General features: G+C 68.8%; 15 protein-coding genes and 2 pseudogenes. 6 read left to right on the top strand and 11 right to left on the bottom strand.

From position 1 onward, the window contains the following. Nucleotides 1–47: 47 nt before the first annotated feature. A complete protein-coding gene (locus FHW84_RS08775) occupies nucleotides 48–1,007 on the bottom strand; it encodes a bifunctional riboflavin kinase/FAD synthetase (RefSeq protein ID WP_167254472.1) in 960 nt (319 codons plus the stop codon). 41 nt (nucleotides 1,008–1,048) lie between these two features. Next, on the bottom strand, nucleotides 1,049–2,656 hold the full coding sequence (gene murJ / locus FHW84_RS08770) for a murein biosynthesis integral membrane protein MurJ (RefSeq protein WP_167254470.1): 1,608 nt from the start codon (nucleotides 2,654–2,656) through the stop codon (nucleotides 1,049–1,051). 281 nt (nucleotides 2,657–2,937) lie between these two features. Here murJ and rpsT point away from each other — a divergent pair, with 281 nt between their 5' ends. After that, nucleotides 2,938–3,201: a 30S ribosomal protein S20 gene (rpsT, locus tag FHW84_RS08765; RefSeq protein ID WP_167254468.1), complete on the top strand. Its 264-nt coding sequence runs from the start codon at nucleotides 2,938–2,940 to the stop codon at nucleotides 3,199–3,201. Nucleotides 3,202–3,498: 297 nt separating this feature from the next. Here rpsT and FHW84_RS08760 read toward each other — a convergent pair. From FHW84_RS08760 to FHW84_RS08730, 7 genes and pseudogenes are all read right to left on the bottom strand, one after another. Next, nucleotides 3,499–6,822: pseudogene (locus tag FHW84_RS08760) on the bottom strand (SbcC/MukB-like Walker B domain-containing protein); the annotation flags it as partial. Nucleotides 6,823–7,063: 241 nt separating this feature from the next. Continuing rightward, nucleotides 7,064–7,744, bottom strand: coding sequence for a DUF4194 domain-containing protein (locus FHW84_RS08755; protein ID WP_167254466.1), 681 nt, complete (start codon nucleotides 7,742–7,744; stop codon nucleotides 7,064–7,066). Continuing rightward, nucleotides 7,731–9,200, bottom strand: coding sequence for a DUF3375 domain-containing protein (locus tag FHW84_RS08750; RefSeq protein ID WP_167254464.1), 1,470 nt, complete (start codon nucleotides 9,198–9,200; stop codon nucleotides 7,731–7,733). The genes FHW84_RS08755 and FHW84_RS08750 overlap by 14 nt, the downstream gene beginning before the upstream one ends. A gap of 60 nt (nucleotides 9,201–9,260) precedes the next feature. Then, nucleotides 9,261–10,340 (bottom strand): Obg family GTPase CgtA, encoded by a 1,080-nt coding sequence (gene cgtA / locus FHW84_RS08745; protein ID WP_167254462.1) that lies wholly within the window; start codon nucleotides 10,338–10,340, stop codon nucleotides 9,261–9,263. A 193-nt stretch (nucleotides 10,341–10,533) separates the two neighbouring features. Then, the gene (gene rpmA / locus FHW84_RS08740; RefSeq protein ID WP_026636285.1) at nucleotides 10,534–10,791 is read right to left on the bottom strand and encodes a 50S ribosomal protein L27; all 258 of its coding nucleotides are present in this window, start codon (nucleotides 10,789–10,791) and stop codon (nucleotides 10,534–10,536) included. Between the two features lie 24 nt (nucleotides 10,792–10,815). Next, entirely contained in the window at nucleotides 10,816–11,130 is a 315-nt protein-coding gene (gene rplU, locus FHW84_RS08735) for a 50S ribosomal protein L21 (protein WP_167254461.1), read from the bottom strand. A gap of 229 nt (nucleotides 11,131–11,359) precedes the next feature. Then, nucleotides 11,360–12,058, bottom strand: coding sequence for a DUF2059 domain-containing protein (locus FHW84_RS08730; RefSeq protein ID WP_243868004.1), 699 nt, complete (start codon nucleotides 12,056–12,058; stop codon nucleotides 11,360–11,362). A 243-nt stretch (nucleotides 12,059–12,301) separates the two neighbouring features. On the opposite strand from FHW84_RS08730, the gene uvrA reads away from it, so the two are divergent. The 5 genes from uvrA (at nucleotide 12,302) to FHW84_RS08705 (ending at nucleotide 19,346) form a co-directional block, all read left to right on the top strand. Then, nucleotides 12,302–15,235: an excinuclease ABC subunit UvrA gene (gene uvrA / locus FHW84_RS08725; RefSeq protein WP_167254457.1), complete on the top strand. Its 2,934-nt coding sequence runs from the start codon at nucleotides 12,302–12,304 to the stop codon at nucleotides 15,233–15,235. Next, the gene (locus FHW84_RS08720) at nucleotides 15,232–15,684 is read left to right on the top strand and encodes a thioesterase family protein (protein ID WP_167254455.1); all 453 of its coding nucleotides are present in this window, start codon (nucleotides 15,232–15,234) and stop codon (nucleotides 15,682–15,684) included. The genes uvrA and FHW84_RS08720 overlap by 4 nt, the downstream gene beginning before the upstream one ends. Nucleotides 15,685–15,909: 225 nt before the next feature. Then, nucleotides 15,910–16,923 (top strand): asparaginase, encoded by a 1,014-nt coding sequence (locus tag FHW84_RS08715; RefSeq protein ID WP_167254453.1) that lies wholly within the window; start codon nucleotides 15,910–15,912, stop codon nucleotides 16,921–16,923. Nucleotides 16,924–17,046: 123 nt separating this feature from the next. After that, entirely contained in the window at nucleotides 17,047–18,513 is a 1,467-nt protein-coding gene (locus tag FHW84_RS08710; RefSeq protein ID WP_343203582.1) for a DUF4139 domain-containing protein, read from the top strand. Between the two features lie 80 nt (nucleotides 18,514–18,593). Then, on the top strand, nucleotides 18,594–19,346 hold the full coding sequence (locus FHW84_RS08705) for an enoyl-CoA hydratase/isomerase family protein (RefSeq protein WP_167254449.1): 753 nt from the start codon (nucleotides 18,594–18,596) through the stop codon (nucleotides 19,344–19,346). 123 nt (nucleotides 19,347–19,469) lie between these two features. On the opposite strand, the gene FHW84_RS08700 is transcribed toward FHW84_RS08705, so the two are convergent. Both FHW84_RS08700 and FHW84_RS08695 read right to left on the bottom strand, forming a co-directional pair. Next, nucleotides 19,470–20,330: a sulfurtransferase gene (locus FHW84_RS08700; protein WP_167254447.1), complete on the bottom strand. Its 861-nt coding sequence runs from the start codon at nucleotides 20,328–20,330 to the stop codon at nucleotides 19,470–19,472. Beyond that, a pseudogene (locus FHW84_RS08695) lies at nucleotides 20,327–21,120 on the bottom strand (CoA pyrophosphatase). Before FHW84_RS08695 ends, FHW84_RS08700 begins: the two are co-directional and overlap by 4 nt. Between the last annotated feature and the right edge of the window lie 24 nt (nucleotides 21,121–21,144).

Below are 21,144 nucleotides of genomic sequence, written 5' to 3'. Positions count from 1 at the left end.
CGTGGGGTGTGCGGCCGGCGTGGAAGCGCCGGCTTGAAGCGGAAAGCTCAAGTCCATGCCTCGGTCAGGCGCGGATTCATGCCGAGCACCTCGCGCGCCATGCGGGCGTCGCGGCGGATCTGCTCGGTGAGCGCGTCCAGGCCGTCGAATTTCAGCTCGTCGCGCAGCTTGGCCACGAACTCCACCGCCATGCGCTGGCCGTAGAGGTCGCCTTCGAAATCGAACAGGTGCACTTCCAGCAGCGGCTGGGCCACTTCGTTGACGGTGGGGCGGACGCCGAGGCTGGCCACGCCCGGCCACGCGCATTCGCCCTCGCCCAGGCCCACGCGCACGGCGAAGATGCCCTGCACCGGCGGCACGCGGTCGCGCAGGTGGATATTGGCGGTGGGATAGCCCAGTTCGCGGCCGAGCTGGTTGCCGTATTCCACCTTGCCCTCGATCACGAAGGGCCGGCCCAGCAGCGGCGCGGCGCCGGAGAACTCGCCGGCGGCCAGCAGCATGCGCACGCGGGTGGCGGAGACGCGGGCGCCGTCGAGCAGCACCGGCGGCATCACGCGGGCGGCGAAGCCCAGTTCCGCGCCCATTTTTTCTAGCAGGGCGACGTCGCCGCCGCGCTTGTGGCCGAAGCGGAAATCGCCGCCGACCCACACCTCGCGGGTGCCCAGGCGCTGGACCAGCACGCGGCGCACGAAGTCTTCCGCCGGCATGGAGGTGAGCTCATGGTTGAAGCGCAGGATCAGCGCCTTCTTCACCCCGGCCGCCTCGAAACCCAGCAGCTTCTCGCGCACGCTGGACAGGCGCGGCACCGGCTCCTTCGAAAAGAAGGCGCGCGGCAGCGGCTCGAAACTCACCACGATCGGCGTCAGGCCGGTCGCCTGCGCGCGCTCGTGCACCTCGGTCAGCAGCGCCTGGTGCCCGCGATGCAGTCCGTCGAACGCGCCGACGGCGACTACGCTACCGCCGGGCGCCAGGCACGGACCGGCGATATCCCTGGAAAGTCTGGTCATCGCGCGAGTATAGCCGTAGGACCGCAGCCTGCGGCGGCGCATCAAACGCCGCGCAGTTCACGCAGCCGGAAGCCCGCGGCGAACAGCGTGGCGAGATAGGCGCCACCGCCGGCGCCGACCAGCGCGGCGAGATGCCACACGCGGGTCCACTTGTCCGCCGCGGTCCAATCCGGCCACAGCCACAGCCCCGCCAGCAGCACGCCGATCATCACCGCGCAGGCCAGCGCCAGCCGGCCCAGATGGCGCATCCAGCCCGGCTGCCGCTGGTACACCCCGGCCTTGCGCAGCCAGTGCCACAGCAGGGCCAGGTTGATATAGCTGGCCGCCGCGCTGGCCACGCCCAGCGCCATGTGCAGGCCCGGCACCTTGGCCAGGCCTTCGAACAGCGCGCCCTGCTTCACCTCGGCCGGCGCCCACAGCGCGTACAGCACGGCCAGGAACAGCACGTTCAGCACCATGTTGGCGATCAGCGAGGCCACGCCGGCGCGCACCGGGGTTCGCGTGTCCTGGCGGGCATAGAAGGCCGGCAGCACCACCTTGACCAGGGCGAAGGCCGGCAGGCCGAAGCTCAGCGCGGAGATCGACAGCGTGGCCATGCGCGTATCGAACGGGGTGAAGCGCCCATGCTGGAACAGCGTGGCGACCAGCGGTTCGGCCAGCAGCATCAGCGCGAACATCGCCGGCACCGCGATCAGCAGGGTGATGCGCAGCCCCCAGTCCAGCGCCTTGGAAAATCCCTCGCCATCGGTGGCCACGTGGTGGCGCGACAGCGACGGCAGGATCACCGTGCCCAGCGCCACGCCGAACACGCCCAGCGGCAGCTCCAGGAAACGGTCGGCCTGCGACAGCCAGCTCTGCGAGCCGATGAACAGCAGCGAGGCGATCACCGTATCCAGCAGCAGGTTGATCTGCGCCACCGAGGAGCCGAACAGGGTCGGCACCATCAGCTTGAGGATGCGCCGCACCTCCGGGTGGCTCCAGCCCCAGCGCGGCAGGGTGAGCAGGTCCAGCTGGCGCAGCGCCGGCAGCTGGAACAGCAGCTGCAGCATGCCCGCCGCCAGGATCGCCCAGCCCATCGCCATGATCGGCGTATGCAGCCGCGGCGCCAGCCACAGCGCGCCGGCGATCATGCACAGGTTGAGGATCACCGGCGTCAGCGCCGGCAGGCCGAAGCGGTGGAAGCTGTTGAGCGCGCCGCCGGACAGCGCGGTCAGCGAGACGAACAGCAGGAACGGAAAGGTCAGGCGCAGCAGGTTGACCGTGAGCTCGAACTTCTCCGGCGTCTCGATCGCGCCCGGCGAGAACAGCGTGGTGACCTGCGGCGCGAAGATCACGCCCAGCGCCGTGATCAGCATCAGCACCCCGCCCAGGGTGCCGGAGACGCGCGACATCAGCGTCTTCAGCTCCTGGTGGCTGCGTTTTTCCTTCACCTCGGTGAACACCGGCACGAAGGCGGTGGAGAACGAGCCCTCGGCGAACAGCCGGCGCATGAAATTGGGGATGCGGAACGCCACCCAGAATGCGTCGGTGGCCGCATTGGCGCCGAAAGCCGCGTTGATCGACATATCCCGGACCAGCCCGAGCACGCGCGAAATCATGGTCATGCCGCTGAACGACAGCAGCCCTCGGAACATGCTGGGTGACTTCATGCGCGCGCCGGTACCTTTCTTGTTGTGATGGTCATCGATGGAATCTGGCCCGCTCCGCCCCCTGGCGGCGCCGGCAAAGCGCGTAGTCTGACAGCGGCCGCGGGCGGGAACACAGCGCGTTTGTGGCAAAATCCCGCTTCTGTTCATGGGACCGGCCCGCCCCCCCGCCCGCAGGCCCCATCCGCACGGTCCAGGTGTCGCTAAGCTGTTGACGCAACGACCCATTACCGTCATAATTGCCCCCTTTTTCCAACCAACCCAAGCTATTTCGGAGTTCTACCTTGGCCAACATCAAGTCCGCGAAGAAGCGCGCGCGCCAGTCCGAGCAGCGCCGCCTGCGCAACGTCAGCGCCCGTTCCATGGTGCGCACCGCCCTCAAGAAGGTCGTCAAGGCCATCGAGAACAAGGACAAGGCTGCCGCTGTCGAGGCGTTCGCCGCCGCCCAGCCGGTCATGGATCGCTACGCTTCGCGTGGCCTGATCCACAAGAACAAGGCCGCTCGCCACAAGAGCCGCCTCAACGCGAAGATCCGCGAGCTGGCGTAAGCCGGCTTTATCAAGCGAATCGGGTTGGCGCAAAGGGCCGGCGAAAGCCGGCCCTTTCGTTATTTGGAAAACCAGCCGGCGCACCCTGCTCGTCATTCCGGCGCAGGCCGGAATCCAGTAACGAGGCGCTGCACGCAGGCGAGAGCGCCAAAAGGCTAGGTCTTGTGTTCTTCGCGACAAGCCAACCCTGACGCCACTGGATTCCGGCCTGCGCCGGAATGACGAGCCGTGGCGCTACGCCGGAATGACGGGCGAGCCGTGGCGTTCCCGGCCCCTTACCTACGCCACCGCCTCGCGCGCCTTCTCCGGCAACGCCAGCCGCCTCTCCTCCGCGTCGTACTCGATCAACAGCACGCCCGAATCGTGCCGTCCGTTGATATCCACGAAGCACGCGCCCCCGATAAACGGCTCCAGCGTCATCACCGACTTCAGCGGCGTCGCCACCACCATCTGGAAGCCGAAGTTCTCGAAGATATTCATTGCCAGTGCGGTGAATTCGTTGTCGGCCTTGTCGAAGGCCTCGTCCAGCACCACTGGCGCGTAGCGCGGCAGATGGCCGTCGTCGCCGCCGAGCTGATAGCGCAGCGCCGCGGCCAGGCAGGTGGTGGCCAGCTTCTGGCGCTGGCCGCCGGATTTGCCGGCGCCGCTGCGGTAGACCTCAACCTGGCGCCGCGTTTCCGCCTCGATCTCCACGCCGATGAATTCCACATGCAGGCGCACGTCCAGCACCTGCTCGCGCCAGCGGCGCAGTTCCGGATCCGGTGCGCCCAGCCGCTCGACCAGCCCGCGCAGCACGGCGAACTGCGCCTCGGCGCGTTCGCGGTCCTCGGTGGGGTGCTGCATCAGCACGTCGCGCAGCTGGGCCTGGAAATCGCGCACTTCCTGCAGGCCGCGGTCGCTCACTTCGATCTGCAGCAAGGTGCCGCGGTTGAACGGCACGCGCTCCAGGCTTTCGTTGACCTCTTCCATGCGCTGGCCGATCGACTTGCGCGCCTCGGTCATATGTTTCTGCAGCACCAGCAGGTCCTGCTTGCTCTGGCTCTGCAGCAGCTCGAAGAAGCGCGCCTCGTGCTTGGGCAGGCCGTCCAGCTCCAGCCGGCGCAGGCGGGCCAGGAAGCCTTCGGCGGAATCCAGGCGCGGAGTGAAATCGGCGCTGTCCTGCGGCCAGCGGCGGCAGAACGCGCGGAAGCATTCCTCCACCGACTGCACCAGCCGGTGGTCGCGTTCGGCCTGGCCGTCCAGCACCTCGTGCAGCGCGCGCTCCAGCGCGCGGAACTGGTGATCGATGTTCTCCAGCGACAGCAGCGGCTGCGCCGGCAGGCGGGCCTGCAGGCCTTCCTGCTGCAGCGGCGTCAGCGCGGCGGCGCTGGCGCGCATGGCGCAAGCTTCGCGCTGGTTTTCCACGCCGCGGCGCTCGCGCTCCACCGCGATGCGTTCGGCCGCGCTTTCCTCGTAGGACTTGGCGGCTTGCTGCCGCGCCGCGCGTTCGGCATCGAGGCGGCGGCCGAGCTCGTTGAGTCCTGCGTCGCCTTCGTTCAATTGCCGCAGCTGGTCCTCGATATCGGCCAGGCGCTGCAGCTTGGGCGCGATGTCGATCTCTTCCCATTCGATGCCGGCGAACGCGGCGGCGGCGACGCGGCGGTCGCCGTCGCGGTCGCGCTGCGCCTTCAGCTGGGCCAGCGCGTCGCCGGTGCGCGCGATGGACTGCGCCAGTTCCTGGCCTTCCTTCTCGAACAGCACCAGCTTGTCGCGGTTGTCGAAACCCAGCACCCAGTGCCGGCGGTCGTCGGCGGCGCGGCGATCGTCCTTCTCGTAGCGGTCGCCGGGATGCTTGACCTGGCCTTCGCGCGTGATCGCGCGGTCGGCCTGGCGCAGCGCCGCGGCGTTGTCGACGCAGGCGTAGTCGAAGCGGCGCGCCAGCTCGGCCTGCAGCCAGGCGCGATGCGCGTGGTCGCGCAGTTCCAGCCGATGCACCAGCGAACGGCCGTCCGGCTTGCGCTGGCCGAAGGCTTCCACGCGGCCGACGCGGTAGTACACCAGCTTGCCGCCCAGATGGGTCTTGTTGACCCAGGCCGCCACCGCCGCGTACTGCTGCTCGTCCACCAGCAGCGACAGCGCGAAGCCGTGCAGCACGCGCTCGATCGCGCCGCGCCAGGCGGCGAATTCGTCCTTTACCTGCAGCAACTCGCCGGCAAACGGCACGGTGTTCCCGGACCAGCCGAGTTCCTCGCACAGCCGCGCGCGCATGGCCTGGATCGGCGCGGGGATATTCGAAGGGTGTTTTTTCAGCGCGTCGATTTCCGCGCGCACCGCAGCGAAGCGCTGCGCGGCCTGGCCGCTGTCGCGCTTGATCGCGTCCATCTGTTCTTCCAGCGCGCCGCCCTGGCTGCGCACGCCGCTGGCCAATTCGCGCGCCTGCCCGGCCAGTTCGGCCAGCGCGCGCGCCGTGCCCGGCAGGGTCCAGCCCAGTTCGCGGCAAGCGCTTTCGAGCTTGTCGCGGCGGCGCAGGCGCTCGTCGCGTTCGCGCTGCACCTGGGCGCGCTCGCGTTCGAGCTGGTCGACCGCGTCGCCGCCCTGCTCGCGGCGCTGGCGCTCCATATCGGCCAGGCGCTGGTCGTGGTTCTCCAGCGCCTGCTTGCGCTGCGCCTGCTCGCCTTCCAGGCCTTGCGCCAGCACATCGAGTTCGGCGCGGCGGTCGTCCAGCAGGCGCAGGCGGCGCTGTTCGCGGAACAGGTCCACGCCCTGCTGCTGCTCGCGCAGCGCGGAAGTCTCGCGGCGCAGCGCCTGCAGTTCGTCGTAGGCCTGGCGCGCCGGTGCCAGCGTCTGCACCTGCTCCCGCGCGATCACCACGGCCTTGTGCGCGGCATCGAGCTCGGCGAAATCGGCGACGAGGCGGTCGGCCGCGGCGAAGGTTTCCGGCTCCTCCAGCATGAAGCCGCGCAGGAAATGATTGAGGTCGCCCAGGTTCTTGGCCGACTGCGTCTTGTGCAGCAGCTTCAGCGCCATGTCGTTCTGGATGCCGAGCAGGCGGCGGAAGCGTTCCGCGTAGCCGGCGAAGGCGTCGAAATGATGCACCTCGTCGCCCAGTCTGGCCTTGAGCCGGCGCAGGTCCAGGTCGAAGCCGTCCATCTCCTTGGCCACGTCGAACGCGCGCTCGGTGACCATGTAGTGCTTACGTACGTCGGCCGCGGCCGAGCCGTTGCCGGCGATCCAGAACAGGCGGATCAGCGAGACCGTCTCGCCCAGCGCATTGCGGTATTCCAGTGCCAGCGCCGACCAGGTGCTGCCCTTGCGCAGGTACTGGGTGGCGATCTCGCCGGAGTCGCTGTCGTGCTGGTCGGCCCAGGCGCCGCGCACGTACGAAGCGAGGCTGCGGTCGCGGCCACTGCGGTCCGCTTCGCGCGCGGCGGCGTTGAAGTCGACCAGGCTGGGCGGCACCAGCAGCGCGGACATCGCATCGAGCAGGGTCGACTTGCCGGAGCCGGAGCGGCCGACGAACAGGAAACCCTTCTCGGCGATCGGAATATCGACCAGGCCGCTGAAGGTGCCCCAGTTGAACACCTGCAGCCGGCGCATGCGGAACTGCTCATCGCGCGGGTCGGGCAGGTCGGAGAGGAACAGCGACGGCGCGGCGGGGCGTGCCGTCTTGGTTTTCGACGGGCGCACGGGAGATGCCGCGCCGGAATCAGGTTCCGGTGCGGCAACCGCCACAGGCGGCTGGATCGGTTCAACCGGCTTCGCTGCCTTCGCTTTCTTCGGCGCGGCCCTGTCGCTGACGCTCGCGCTCTTTGCCTTCGGCTGCTTCGCCACGGCCTTACTTGCCGTTTTCTTGGCGGCGGCCGTCTTCGCCGGCGCCTTGCTTTTACTGCTCATCCGCAGCCTCCTGCAGCACCACGTCCGCGCCGCGCAGCTCGCGGTACACCTGGGTCAGCGCCTGCACGTCCTCGGCCGAGAACAGCAGCTTCAGCGTGGGCGAGACCTCGTAGCGGTCCTCGCTGCCGCGCAGGCGTTCCAGCACGTGGCTCTCGCGCATCTTCGCGATCGCCGCGGCGACGCGCTTGGCAAAGCCGGCGCGGTCGGTGGAGAAATTCCTTTCGTAGACCGACAACGCATCCACCAGCGCGCCCTCCTCCACCACCGCGCGGCGCCCCTGCGCCTCGCCTTCCAGCAATTGCTGGCGCAGGTGCAGCAGCAGCACGGTGTCGATGAACGTGAGCGGCAGCGAGCGCAGCAGCACGGGCGTGTCGAGTTCGCCGGTGTCGGCCTGGCGCGCGAAGGCGACGCCGGCTTCGCGGTCGATCACCAGCTCCAGGAACAGCTCGCACAGCTGCGAATGCAGGGTGGCCTCGTAGCGCAGCAGCACCGGCCACAGCGCGGTGTGGCGGCCGGCGTCGATGCTGGGGCCGGCCAGCAGCTGGCACAGCACGCGGCGCACTTCCAGCGGCAGCACGCCGGTGTCGCCATCGAACAGCGCGCCCTTGGCGGTCGCGTCCGGCAGCGCCGGCGCTGTCACGGCCAGCTCGGCTTCTTCATGCAAATTCATGGCGTTTCTCTTTGAGGAACCACACCAGGGGCACGCGCGCGCGGCGCCACTGCCCGTCGCCGCCCTGCCACGACACTTCTTCCAACTCGCCTTCGGCCACCACGCCATGGCGCGTGGCCAGCGAGAGATAACCGATGATGCTGCCCAGGCCCTGCTCGGCCGGACGCGCGGCGAGCACTGCGCCGATCGACAGCTGGGGGGTGTCCTGCAGCAGTTCGTGCAGGTCGCGGCGCAGGCCGCGGTAATTGATTTCGGACTGCGCCACCAGCGCACCGACGCTGTCCAGCGAAATGGCGGCCGCGCCGGAGAGATCGATGCGCCCGTCGATGCGCGCATGCCGCGGATCGTGCAGGCGCCACTGCGAGAGCGAACGCAGGCGCGCGCCGGTCAGCGGCAGTTCGAGCGGCAGGCGGCGATGCGCGCCGAGTTCGTCGCGCAGCTGCAGCGCTTCGGCCTGGGCCTGCTTCAGCAGTTGATTGAGGCGGCGCTGCTCCAGGTAGCCGCGGCTCTGCACGAAGCCGCGCAAGCTGCGCGCGAAGTGCTGCATCACGTCGTGCACCTGGCCGCCGCGCTCCAGCATCACGCGGGTGAAGCCGCGCAGCAGCTGGCGCTCCTCGCGCTGCAGGCGGCGGGCGAAGCCGCGCGACAGCACGGTTTCCATGGCGGCGTCGAGCTGGTTGCTCTGCTCCACATTGTTGAGCAGTTTCCAGAACGCGCCGAAGCTGCGGCCGGCCTCGCTGCCGGCGATGACGTCGACGCCTTCGAACAGGCGGTCGAGCAGGTCGCCGCGCTGGCCTTCGTCGTCGATGATGCGTTCGCGGAATTCGCGGTTGAGGCGTTCGAAATCCTCGCGCACGCGGCGGAAATCCTCGGCCAGTTCGTCGGCGAGCTGGATCACCTCGCGCGTGCGTTCGAGCGCGCGCTGGCCGCCGACGGCGTCGAGCTTGCCGCTGCGCACGCGTTCGATCTCGGCGTCCAGGCGCGCGCGTTCGGCCAGCAGGCTGTCCAGGCGCGTGGCGGGATCGGTCTCGGTCTGCTCGGCCAGCTGCACCAGCTGCTGGATCACCAGCGACAGGCGGCTTTCGGTGGCGGCGTGGCGCGGCGAGTGCAGCCCGGCGATAAAGCGCACGGCCTGCACGGCCTGCGCCGACAGCTCGTATTCCTCTTCGCTCGAACCTTCCGGCAGGCGGCGTTCGAGATAACCCTGCGCCAGCCAGTGCGCCACGTAGGCCTGCGCGGTGCGCGGCAGCTCGGTGGGCAGCTCGGAGGCATTGATGGTGTCGAGGTGGTCCTGCAGGCGCTCATGCAGGGCCGAGGCGGGCAGCCGGCGCTCGCCGTCCTGCAACAGGGACTGCAGCAGGCCGATCAGTTCCGGCGCGTGGTCGGCGGCCAGCAGCCGCCACAGGGCTTGTTCGCGCAGCCGGCGGTAGCCGGCGATGCGGGCTTGCAGCTTCATGCGTGCGGGGTGCTCCGGGCGGGGCGCGGGACGGCGCGGGAGACGGCGTGGCGCGCGCGCTCAGTCGCGCGGCGCGTCCCCGCGCAGGCGCACGTCGCCCGGCAGCATGTCGGTGCGGCCTTCCTGCACTTCGCGCTGCGCCTCGAAGAACCGCTGGATCTGCTGGCACACCGCCAGGGTGTTGTCGCGCGCGATGGCCGAGACCAGGAACCACGGCTGGGTCCAGCCCAGGCGCTGCACGATGTCCTCGGCCACGGCCTGGCGCTCGTCTTCCGGCAGCACGTCGGCCTTGTTCAGCACCAGCCAGCGCGGGCGCTGCAGCAGTTCGGGGTCGAACTTCTGCAGCTCGTGCTCGATGGCGTGCACCTGTTCCACCACGTCGGAGCCGTCGATCGGCGCGATGTCTACCAGGTGCAGCAGCAGGCGCGTGCGCGCCACGTGGCGCAGGAACTGGATGCCCAGGCCGACGCCCTCGGCGGCGCCTTCGATCAGGCCGGGGATGTCGGCGATCACGAAGCTCTGGTCCGGCCCCAGGCTGACCACGCCCAGGTTCGGGTGCAGGGTGGTGAACGGGTAGTCGGCCACGCGCGGCGTGGCCGCCGACACGGCGCGGATGAAGGTGGACTTGCCGGCGTTGGGGAAGCCGAGCAGGCCGACGTCGGCCAGCAGCTTCAGCTCCAGCTTCAGCTCGCGCACCTCGCCCGGGGTGCCGGGCGTGGACTTGCGCGGCGCGCGGTTCACCGAGCTCTTGAAATGGATGTTGCCCAGGCCGCCCTTGCCGCCCTGCGCCACCAGCAGGCGCTGGCCGTGGGCGGTGAGGTCGCCGATGATTTCGTCGGTGTCGACATTGGTGACCACGGTGCCGACCGGCACGCGGACTTCGGTGTCGTCGCCGCCCTTGCCGTACATGTCGCTGCCCATGCCGTTCTCGCCGCGCTGCGCCTTGAACGCGCGCTGGTGGCGGAAGTCGACCAGGGTGTTGAGGCCTTCGTCGGCCACCAGCCAGATCGAGCCGCCGCTGCCGCCGTCGCCGCCGTCGGGACCGCCGAAGGGAATGAATTTTTCGCGACGGAAGCTGATGCATCCGTTGCCGCCGTCACCGGCCAGGACCTTGATGATGGCTTCGTCGACAAATTTCATGGCTTGGGTGCCGGGAATAGGGAATAGGGAATAGGGAATAGGGAATGGGGAATCGCAAAACCACGCGATCTCGGGAATTGTAGAGGAGGCTGGGTGCGGGGGCTCTTAAGCTATTCCCTATTCCCAATTCCCTATTCCCGCCCAAAAACAAAAGCCCCGCCGAAGCGGGGCTCTTGCGCTGCGCCGGCCGGGCTTAGCCCTGGACGACGTTCACGTACTTGCGGTTCTTCTCGCCACGGGTCTTGAACTCGACCGTGCCGTCGACCAGCGCGAACAGGGTGTGGTCGCGGCCGAGGCCCACGCCGGTACCGGGATGGAACTTGGTGCCGCGCTGACGCACGATGATGTTGCCGGCTTCGATGGCCTGGCCACCGTAGATCTTGACGCCGAGATACTTCGGGTTCGAATCGCGGCCGTTGCGCGACGAACCTACGCCTTTCTTATGTGCCATGACTGATTACTCCAGATTGGCGGATCAGGCGTTGATGCCCGTGATCTCGACTTCGGTGAAATGCTGACGGTGTCCCTGCTGCTTCTTGTGGTGCTTGCGGCGGCGGAACTTGATGATGCGGACCTTGTCGGCGCGGCCATGCTTGCGCACGGTGGCGGAGACGGTGGCGCCGGTCACGGTCGGCGCGCCGACGGTGATGGTCTCGCCCGAACCCACCAGCAGCACTTCGTCGAACTTCACGCTGGCGCCTTCTTCGGCGTTCAGCAGCTCCACGCGCAGGACGTCGCCCTGCTGGACGCGGTACTGCTTGCCGCCGGTCTTGATGACTGCATAACTCATGGGAATATCCCTTCTGTCGTTATTCTCTTGGGTGTTCTCGCTTGCGCGAGCCGGCGATCATAACCAAAAAAATCCCAAGGATCAATCCGATAGCCCCGGCCGCCGGCGACCCTGGCTCGCGGCGGTGGTGCCAGGCCCGTTCCGGCTCCGCGGTTACCCCCAACCGGCGGGCCTCGGCGCGCTCCAGGCGGGTGTCGCCAGCGGTCCGCCGGCCCTGGCGGGAGCCCGGCTATTGCGCGGGCGTGCTGGCCTTGCCGGTATCGGCCGCCGGCTTGGCCGGCGCCGCGGCGGGCTTGGCCGGCGCCTTGGTGGTGGTCTTGGCGGGCGTCTTCTTGGCCGGGGCCTTCCTGGTCGACTTCGATTTGGTCGTCGCCTTCCCCTTCGCCTTGCTCGCCGGCGCCGCCTTCTTGGCCGGAGCCGCCTCGGCCGCGGCCTCGTCGTCGTCATCGGCGCCGGCGGCATTCGCCGCCGCGGCGCCTGCCGCCACGCCGGTGGCCGCCGCCGCATGTTCGGCCGGGCAGCGGCCGCCCGCGTCGAGGCTGCCCTTCTGCTTGAGCTCGGCGATCATCTGGTCGCTGCGCTCCTTGCTCCACTGCAGGCCGGCCTGGTTGGCCTCGCCCATGGTGGTCGGCATCTCGGTGATCACTTTCTGGCCAAGTGGCGACCGGTAGAACTTCAGCATGCCGTCGATCTCGTCGGCGCTGAAATGGCGCTGGTAGATCGGCACCAGCCGCCCGATGAATTGCTGGGTGCCGTTGCTGTCCATGTAGCCCTGCCAGTAGCTGGCCGGGATGCACGGCAGCGACTGCTGCATCACCGTCACGGCCTGGCTGTTCATCTGGCTGAGCATCTTGCCCACCCCCACCACTTCCATCAGCTGGCGCACCTGCTCTTCGCTGGGCTGGGTCGCGGCCGAGGCCGTGCCCATGGATGCCACCAGCGCCAGGGAGAGCCCCCATCCTTTCCACTTGCGCATGTGTACTGGTCTCGCTGCATCGGCCTTGCGGCCAAAACGCGTATTAAGCCAAGCCACTTGTTAACACTTTGATGGAACCCCATTTTCAGGCTTCTCCCCCGATTCCTCCCCGACCCCGCCAGCGGCAATAACTGACCTGGCGAGTTTGGTATAGTGCAGTTTTTCCCCCTCCTACTGACTTCTCCCCGGCGTTCAATGGACACCATCCGCATCCGCGGCGCGCGCACGCACAACCTCAAGAACATCGATCTGGACCTCCCCCGCGACCAGTTGATCGTGATCACGGGCCTGTCCGGTTCCGGCAAATCCTCGCTGGCCTTCGACACCATCTATGCCGAAGGCCAGCGCCGCTACGTCGAGTCGCTGTCGGCCTACGCCCGCCAGTTCCTCTCGATGATGGAGAAGCCGGACGTCGACCATATCGAAGGCCTGTCGCCGGCCATCTCGATCGAGCAGAAATCCACCTCGCACAACCCGCGCTCTACCGTGGGCACCATCACCGAGGTCTACGACTACCTGCGCCTGCTGTACGCCCGCGTCGGCACGCCGCGCTGCCCGGACCACGGCATCCCGCTGGAAGCGCAGACGGTGAGCCAGATGGTGGACGCCACCCTGGCGCTGGATCCGGACAAGCGCTTCATGCTGCTGGCCCCGGTGATCCGCGAGCGCAAGGGCGAGCACGTGCAGGTGTTCGACCAGCTGCGCGCGCAGGGCTTCGTGCGCGCACGCGTCGACGGCGTGGTGTACGAGCTCGACGCCGTGCCGCCGCTGACCCTGCGCCAGAAGCACACCATCGAAGTGGTGATCGACCGCTTCCGCCCGCGCGACGACATCAAGCAGCGCCTGGCCGAATCCTTCGAGACCGCGCTGCGCCTGGGCGACGGGCTGGTGATCCTGGCCGACATGGACGATACGAAGGCACCGGAACAGCTGTTGTCCTCGCGCTATTCCTGCCCCGTGTGCGACTACTCGCTGCCGGAGCTGGAACCGCGCCTGTTCTCGTTCAACTCGCCGATCGGCGCCTGCCCCACCTGCGACGGCCTGGGTGTGACCCAGGTGTTCGATCCGGCGCGCGTGGTCGGCCATCCGGAGCTGCCGCTGTCCGGCGGCGCGATCCGCGGCTGGGACCGCCGCAACGCGCACTATTTCCAGCTGATCATCTCGCTGGCCAACCACTACCGCTTCGACGTCGACACGCCCTGGCAGAAGCTGCCGGCCGGCGTGCAGAAGGCCGTGCTGTACGGCAGCGGCAACGACAAGATCCAGTTCCGCTACCTCACCGAGCGCGGCGGCAAGGTCACCCGCGAGCACTCCTTCGAAGGCATCCTGCCGAACCTGGAGCGCCGCTATAAGGAAACCGAATCGCCCGCGGTGCGCGAGGAACTGGCCAAGTACATCGCGGACCATCCGTGCCCCGACTGCCACGGCCAGCGCCTGAACCGTTCGGCGCGCAACGTGTTCGTCGCCGACCACGCCCTGCCCTCGCTCACCTCGCGTTCCATCGACGACGCGCTGGGCTTCTTCGACACGCTCACCCTCACCGGCTGGCGCGGCGAGATCGCGGTGAAGATCGTCAAGGAAATCCGCGAGCGCCTGAGCTTCCTCAACGACGTGGGCCTGAACTACCTCACGCTCGACCGCCAGGCCGACTCGCTGTCCGGCGGCGAAGCGCAGCGCATCCGCCTGGCTTCGCAGATCGGCGCCGGCCTGGTCGGCGTGATGTACGTGCTGGACGAACCTTCGATCGGCCTGCACCAGCGCGACAACGAGCGCCTGCTCGGCACGCTCACCCGCCTGCGCGACCTGGGCAATACGGTAATCGTGGTGGAGCACGACGAAGACGCCATCCGCCTGGCCGACCACGTGCTCGACATCGGCCCGGGCGCCGGCGTGCACGGCGGCGAAGTGGTGGCGCAGGGCACGCTGAAGGACATCCTCGCCTCCAAGCGCTCGGTCACCGGCCAGTATCTTTCGGGCCGCCGCGCGATCGAGGTGCCGAAGGAGCGCCGCGAGCAGGAGGACAAGGACTCCTGGCTGCATCTGCGCGGCGCCACCGGCAACAACCTGAAGAACGTGGACCTGGCCATTCCAGCCGGCCTGTTCACCTGCATCACCGGCGTGTCCGGCTCGGGCAAGTCGACCCTGATCAACGACACGCTGTTCCGCCTCGCCGCCGCCGAACTCAACGGCGCCAGCGAGCAGCCGGCGGCGTACAAGTCGGTCGAAGGGCTGGAGCTGTTCGACAAGGTGGTCGATATCGACCAGTCGCCGATCGGCCGCACGCCGCGTTCGAATCCGGCTACGTATACCGGCCTGTTCACCCCGCTGCGCGAGCTGTACGCGCAGGTGCCGGAAGCGCGCTCGCGCGGCTACACCGCCGGCCGCTTCAGCTTCAACGTGCGCGGCGGCCGCTGCGAGGCCTGCGAAGGCGACGGCATGATCAAGGTGGAGATGCACTTCCTGCCGGACGTGTACGTGCCCTGCGACGTCTGCCACGGCAAGCGCTACAACCGCGAGACGCTGGAGATCGCCTACAAGGGCCACACGATCGCCGACGTGCTCGACATGACGGTGGAAGACGCGCTCAAGCTGTTCGAGAACGTGCCCACCATCGCGCGCAAGCTGGAAACCCTGCGCGCGGTCGGCCTGGACTACATCAAGCTGGGCCAGAGCGCGACCACGCTGTCCGGCGGCGAAGCGCAGCGCGTGAAGCTGTCGAAGGAGCTGTCCAAGCGCGACACCGGCCGCACGCTGTACATCCTGGACGAACCCACCACCGGCCTGCACTTCCACGATATCGAGCAGCTGCTCGACGTGCTGCACCAGCTGGTGGACCAGGGCAATACCGTGGTGGTGATCGAGCACAACCTCGACGTGATCAAGACCGCCGACTGGATCGTCGACCTCGGCCCCGAGGGCGGCGCCGGCGGTGGACGCATCCTGGTCGCCGGCACGCCGGAAGCGGTGGCCGAGACGGCCTCCTCGCACACCGGCCGCTTCCTTGCGCCGCACCTGGGCATCAAGCCGGCGAAGGCGCAGAACGATGCGCCGAAGAACGGTGCGCAGAAGACCGGTGCACAGAAGAGCAATGGCCGCGACACCAAGGCCGTACGGAAGAAGACCGCATGAGTTTCACCATCACCGAATCGAGCCCCGCGGCGGATGCCGCGGCGGAAGTCCAGCCGCTGTTCACCGCCTCCATCGGCGTGCGCTGGCGCGATCTCGACGCCTTCAACCACGTCAACAATTCCAACTACCTCACGTATCTGGAAGAAGCGCGGCTGCAGTGGCTGAAGCACGTGCCCGGGCCGTGGTTCGACGAGCAGTCGATGCCGGTGCTGGCGGCGAGCGAGATCAACTACCGCTTCCCGATCGAATGGCCGGCGCAGCTGCAGGTGGAGCTGTTCTGCCTGCGCCTGGGCAACAGCTCGATGACCATCGGGCATCGCATCGTCGATGCGGAACAGCCGGACAAGCTGTACAGCGACGGCCACGTGGTGATGGTCTGGATGAACCCGCACACCGGCAAGCCGGTGCCGCTGCCGCAGGCGATCCGCGACGCGGCTGAGCAGGCCTGATAGGCAACACACCGCCAACCAGCGTCATCCCGGCGCAGGCCGGGATCCAGTAACGTCACCGTTCGACCATCGCTGGAAGCTTCAAAGGCCCTGCCTTTTTGGGCCCGTATCTCCATGCAGCGCATCGCTACTGGATCCCGGCCTGCGCCGGGATGACGCATTAGCTAAGCTTCGCGGCTGGCGCGCATCTGGCGCCGACTTGAGTTGCGAAGGAATCCCGCCGTCATGTCCACGACATTCGCCCTCCCCCGCGTCGCCATCATCGGCTGCGGCGGCACCATCGCCTCGCTGGGCACTTCCAGCACCGACCTGATGGATTACCCGGAGCACGGCAGCAAGCTGGATGTCGCGCAGATCCTTGCGCGCGTGCCTGAAATCGCCGACGTGGCCGAAGCGGTGCCGGTGCCGTTCCGTTCGGTGGGCAGCAACAATCTCACCATGGCCGACTGGTTCGAGCTGCGCGCCACGCTGCGGCGCCTGTCGCGCGAGCAGCCGGAGCTGGCCGGCTTCGTGATCCTGCACGGCACGGCCACGCTGGAAGAAACCGCGTTCTTCCTCAACCTCACGCTGGATATCCCACAGACCGTGGTGCTTACCGGTTCCCAGCGGCCATTGAGCGCGGTGGGTTCGGATGCGCCGTCCAATCTGCTGGGTGCGATCCGCGTGGCCGGCGATGCGGATGCGCGCGGGCGCGGCGTGCTGGTGGTGTTCAACGACGGCATCTATCCGGCGCGCGACGTGATCAAGGTTTCCACCTTGCGGCTGGATACGTTCCGCTCGATGGATCACGGCGTGCTCGGCACGGTCGATCCGGACCGCATCCGCTACCGCCGCCGTCCCGAAGGCCGCCATGCCCCCGGCGCGGCGTTCGCGGCATTGCCCGACGATGCGCGGCCGCCGCGCGTGGACATCGCCTATTCGTACGTCGGCGCCGACGACACCATGATCGAAGCCGCACTGGCCAAGGGTGCGCAAGGCATCGTCTCCGCGGGCCTGGCGCCCGGCCTGGTCACCCAGGCCGAGCGCATCGCGCTGGAAGCGGCCATCGCCGGCGGCATCGCGGTGGTGCAGTGCACCCGCTCGCCGCTGGGCAGCGTGGCGCAGCGGCGCTACCTGCAGGAGACGGGCTTTATCGCGGGCGAGGATTTCAGCCCGCAGAAGGCGCGCATCCTGCTGGCGCTGGGCCTTGCGCTCACGCGCGACCTGGCCGCGCTGCGCGGCTTCTTCGCCACGCACTGAATTCCTCCGGGTCGGCCACAACGCAGCCGGCGCGATCCGGGGTTAACGCATTGGCGGCCACGGATGCCGCATCTTCATGCGCGCTGCGTAAGATCGGCGGCGCCCAACGAAAGGAGTTCGCCCGTGAGCAAGTTCCCCTTCACCACCCTCGCCCTGGCCTGCGCCACCACCCTGGCCGGCACCGCCGCCGCGGCCACGCCCGAACGCACCGAGCTGACCCTGTACCGCAGCGACGACGCCTCCCTGTTCACCGGCGGCGATGGCAGCAGCGTGGACAGCGGCTACGCCATGGCGCGCGAACCGCGCCGGCTGGATCTGCAGCAGGGTGTGCAGGACGTAAGCCTCGGCGGCCTGCCCGCCTTTCTCGATACCGAAGCGCTCTCGCTCGACGTCGAAGGCGACGCCGTCAAGGTGCTGTCGCAGCGCCTGCTGCTGGCCCAGGGCCGCGACGCCGCGCTGGGCAGCCTGGTCGGCCAGCCGGTGGAAGTGCTCGGCAGCAACGGCCAGCCACTGGCCAGCGGCACCTTGCTGCGCGCCGGCAACGGCCTGCTGGTGAGCGATGCCAGCGGCCGCACCAGCCTGGTCCGCGACTACGCGGCGGTGCGCGCCAGCGGCCACTTCAATACCGGTTCCAGCCTGGAACTGCGCGTGGATGCGGCCAGGGCCGGCAATGCGCGCGCCACCTTGAGCTATCCCACCGCCGGCCTCGGCTGGCGCGCGGCGTATATCGGCACCGTGCTGCCGGGCGCCGGCTGCAAGCTGCGCTTCGAGGCGCGCGCCAGCATCGCCAACCGCAGCGGCCGCGACTGGAACGACGTGCACCTGACCCTGATCGCCGGCGAACCGCAGATCACCCGCACGCCCGGCCCGATGCCGGCCGCCGCGCCGCGGATGATGTCCTTCAACGCCAAGGCGCAGGCGGCGGACATGCCGCAGCAGGGCTCGGTCGCCGACTACCGCAGCTACACCCTGCCCGGCGCGGTGAACCTGCCCGACGGCAGCGTCAGCCAGGTGCCGCTGTACGAAACGCGCCAGCTCGATTGCGAACGCACCCTGCTGTATGAAACGGGCGGCCACTGGACCCCGCCGCAACCGGCGACCAACCGCGACTTCAACACCGGCGGCAGCAATACCGTGACCAGCACGCTGAAGCTGCGCGCCTTCGACAGCCTGCCGGCCGGCAACCTGCGCGTGATGACCACCGACCGCAACGGCACGCCGCAATTCATCGGCGAAGGCCGCATCGAGGACACGCCCAAGGGCAGCGACGCCACCATCACCCTGGGCAATGCCTTCGACCTGCGCGCCGAGCGCGAACGCACGCAGTTCAAGCTGGACAAGGCCGGCCGTTCGATGGACGAAGCCTTCCGCATCACCCTCACCAATGCCGGCGACAGCGCGCGCACGGTGACGGTGCGCGAACACCCCAGCCGCTGGCGCGAATGGACGCTGCAGTCGTCCAGCACCAAGCCTTCGGAGCAGAAGCCCGACCTGCTGGAATTCCGCATCGAAGTGCCGGCCGGCGGCAAGGCCACGCTGGACTACGCGGTGCGCTACCGCTGGGCCGAGACCGACCAGCCGCAGCAGTAAGCCCGGCGTTTAAAGCGCCGGCGAGGCCCGCGAGTTTGCTACGCTCGCGGGCCTTACTTCTTTCGTCCGGGGACGCCGCCATGCTCAACCTCGTCAAGCACGACGCCATCGTCGAGATCAATCTCGCGCGCCCGCCGGTCAATGCGCTGAACCTCGAACTGCTGCAGGCGATCCAGGCGGCCATCGCCACCGCCGTGCAGGACGGCGCCGCGGGCATCGTGCTGTCGGGTACGTCCGGCATGTTCTCCGCGGGCGTCGACGTGCCCGCCCTGCTCGGCCAGGACCGCGACGGCGTGCGCCGCTTCTGGAGCACCTTCTTCGCCACCTGCTCGGCCATCGCCATGGCGCCGGTGCCGGTGGTGGCCGCGATTACCGGCCACGCACCCGCCGGCGGCGCGGTGCTGTCGCTGTTCTGCGATTACCGCGTGATGGCCGAAGGCCCGTACCGCATCGGCTTGAACGAAGTGCAGGTCGGCCTGATCGTGCCGGACTGCATCCAGCTCGCGCTGCGCCGCGTGGTCGGCCCGTATCGCGCGGAGCGGCTGCTGGTGGCCGGCGCGATGATCGATGCGCAGCAGGCGCTGTCGTTCGGCTTCGTCGACGAGCTGACCGGCGTGGACCAGGTCACCACGCGCGCCCTGCACTGGCTCAACGAACTGCTGGCGCTGCCGGCGGGCGCGATGCTGGCCACGCGCCAGCTGGCGCGCGCGGATCTGACCGAAGTGTGGGCGGATCCGGAAAAGCTGCCGATCGACGTGTTCGTCGATGCGTTCTTCAGCGAAGAGACGCAGGCGGTGCTGCAGCAGCTGGTGGCACGCCTGAAAAAGAAATAATCGCCACGGCGCCACGGCGTAGGTTGGGGTGAGCGCAGCGAACCCCAACAATGCGAGGCGCCTGGCGGTGCGGTGTTGGGGTTCGCTGCGCTCACCCCAACCTACGGTTACGCGGTTACGCGGTTACGCGGTTTCGACGGGCCGTGCCGGATCGCTGACCCAGCCGCTCCACGACGGCGCGTACAGGCGCGAACCCGCCAGCCCCGCGTGTTCCATCGCCAGCAGGTTGTGGCAGGCGGTGACGCCGGAGCCGCACATGTGCACGACCTGCGCGGGCGGCGTGTCGCCGATCAAGGCGGCGAAATCGCTGCGCAGCTGCCCTGCGGATTTGTAGCGGCCGTCCGCATCGAGATTGTCCGAATACGGGCGATTCAAGGCGCCGGGCACATGGCCGCCCACGCGGTCGATCGGTTCCACTTCGCCGCGGTAGCGCGGCGTGGCGCGCGCATCGATCAGCAACTCCGAGCGATCGGCAATCGCGCGGTGATCGACGATGTAGCGCGAGGCGTCGTAGCGCAGCGCAACGTCGCTCGGCTCGCGCGCCACCTCGCCGGACTCCAGCGGCAAGCCCGCCGCCTGCCATGCCTGGAAACCGCCATCGAGCACCGCCACCTCGCGCACGCCGGCCAGGCGCAGCAGCCACCACAGCCGCGCCGCGGCCAGCGCGCCGCCAGCCGCGTCGTAAGCCACCACCTGCAGGCCCGGACGCCAGCCCCAGCGCGACAGCACCGCGGAAAACGCCTGCTCGGACGGCATCGGGTGCCGGCCCAGCCCTTCGCTCTTGCGCGAGAGATCCGACAGGTCGCGATCCAGATGCGCATAGACCGCGCCCGGGATATGCCCCTCGCGATACGCGCGCTCGCCCTTGTCCGGATCGCCGCCGGCCACGGCCAGTTCGAAGCGGCAGTCGACGATCAGCACCTCGCGCGGCGGCAGCGCCGCCAGCGTGCGCGCATCGATCAGCGTGGTGTATGCAGCAGTCATAGACGCCCCATGCGGTGCAGCAGGTTGACCAGCATGGCGGCCGTCGCGCCCCAGATGCGATGGCCGCCGTGGATGAATTCCACCATCTCGCGGCGATGGCCGCGGAAATCCATGGTGTAGCGGCGCAGGTTGGCCGGGTCGAGGAAAAACGCCAGCGGCACCTCGAACACTTCGGCCACTTCCGCCGGTGCCGGATACAGGCTCGCTTCCGGCGCGATGCGCGCCACCACCGGCGTGATGCGGTAGCCGCTGATGGTGTCGAAGCTGTCGAGAAAGCCGATCGGCGTGACCAGGCGGCGATCGAGGCCGACTTCCTCCTCGCTCTCGCGCAAAGCGGTGGCGACGGCGTCGGCATCTTCCGGATCGGTACGTCCGCCGGGAAACGCCACCTGCCCTGCGTGCGCCTGCAGGCTGTCGTTGCGCACGGTCAGCACCAGGCGCGGCTGCACGCCTTCGCGCCAGCCCACCAGCACTGCGGCAGGACGGCGCGGCGCATCGCCGATCAGCTCGGCCATCTCGCGGTGGTTCCAGCCCGGCCCCTGCGGCGGCTCGGCCAGCGGGAGCACGGCGGCGGCGACCGGCGCCAGCGGGTCGCTCATGGCTGCGGTTCCCGCGCCGGCAGTACCTCGTGCATGTAGCGCAGGCGTTCGGCGTCGCTCATGCCGCGCCAGCGCGCGATCTCGTCGCCGGTGCGCAGGCAACCCTCGCAATAGCCGCGCTCGTCGAGCCGGCAGATGCCGATGCAGGGACTCAGGACGGCGGCAGGGATGGGGGCGGGATCGTTCGGCATGGACCGCACATCTTAGCCGAAGGC

The sequence above is a fragment of the Dyella sp. SG562 genome (assembly GCF_011759495.1).
GTDB lineage: Bacteria > Pseudomonadota > Gammaproteobacteria > Xanthomonadales > Rhodanobacteraceae > Dyella_D > Dyella_D marensis.
The sequence above is the reverse complement of the archived record's forward strand: the minus strand, read 5'-3'. Positions and strand labels throughout refer to the sequence as shown.

Coding starts and splice junctions, on each gene's coding strand:
- FHW84_RS08775 (WP_167254472.1), bottom strand. CDS start 1,007: ATGACCAGACTTTCCAGGGATATCGCCGGTCCGTGCCTGGCGCCCGGC.
- murJ (WP_167254470.1), bottom strand. CDS start 2,656: ATGAAGTCACCCAGCATGTTCCGAGGGCTGCTGTCGTTCAGCGGCATG.
- FHW84_RS08755 (WP_167254466.1), bottom strand. CDS start 7,744: ATGAATTTGCATGAAGAAGCCGAGCTGGCCGTGACAGCGCCGGCGCTG.
- FHW84_RS08750 (WP_167254464.1), bottom strand. CDS start 9,200: ATGAAGCTGCAAGCCCGCATCGCCGGCTACCGCCGGCTGCGCGAACAA.
- cgtA (WP_167254462.1), bottom strand. CDS start 10,340: ATGAAATTTGTCGACGAAGCCATCATCAAGGTCCTGGCCGGTGACGGC.
- rpmA (WP_026636285.1), bottom strand. CDS start 10,791: ATGGCACATAAGAAAGGCGTAGGTTCGTCGCGCAACGGCCGCGATTCG.
- rplU (WP_167254461.1), bottom strand. CDS start 11,130: ATGAGTTATGCAGTCATCAAGACCGGCGGCAAGCAGTACCGCGTCCAG.
- FHW84_RS08730 (WP_243868004.1), bottom strand. CDS start 12,058: ATGGGCACGGCCTCGGCCGCGACCCAGCCCAGCGAAGAGCAGGTGCGC.
- uvrA (WP_167254457.1), top strand. CDS start 12,302: ATGGACACCATCCGCATCCGCGGCGCGCGCACGCACAACCTCAAGAAC.
- FHW84_RS08720 (WP_167254455.1), top strand. CDS start 15,232: ATGAGTTTCACCATCACCGAATCGAGCCCCGCGGCGGATGCCGCGGCG.
- FHW84_RS08715 (WP_167254453.1), top strand. CDS start 15,910: ATGTCCACGACATTCGCCCTCCCCCGCGTCGCCATCATCGGCTGCGGC.
- FHW84_RS08705 (WP_167254449.1), top strand. CDS start 18,594: ATGCTCAACCTCGTCAAGCACGACGCCATCGTCGAGATCAATCTCGCG.
- FHW84_RS08700 (WP_167254447.1), bottom strand. CDS start 20,330: ATGACTGCTGCATACACCACGCTGATCGATGCGCGCACGCTGGCGGCG.